At 74.9% G+C, this 235-nt stretch carries 1 protein-coding gene; it reads right to left on the reverse strand.

The genetic code is table 11. From position 1 onward, the window contains the following. Positions 1-235, reverse strand: a 235-nt coding sequence (locus RVY79_RS21620; protein ID WP_317466675.1) for a hypothetical protein, incomplete at both ends; no start/stop codon positions are given.

Below are 235 nucleotides of genomic sequence, written 5' to 3' on the forward strand. Positions count from 1 at the left end.
TGTCGCTCAGCAGGGTCGTGATGAAGCCGGCCGACAGCGAGCGCGACCCGGCGGGGCCGGGCAGCCACCGCGTGACGCTGCGACGCGCCGGGTCAACCTGGTTCAGCCCGTAGCGGGTGCCGACCCAGAGCCTGCCGGGCTGGCTCGGGTCGTGCGCCAGCACGGTCACGCGCTGATCGCTGAGGCCCGGCGCGTCGAGCGCAACCGGCTCGGCCTGCCCGCCCTTGAGGTCCAG

This window comes from Chromohalobacter sp. HP20-39, from assembly GCF_033052815.1.
Classification (GTDB): Bacteria; Pseudomonadota; Gammaproteobacteria; order Pseudomonadales; family Halomonadaceae; genus Chromohalobacter.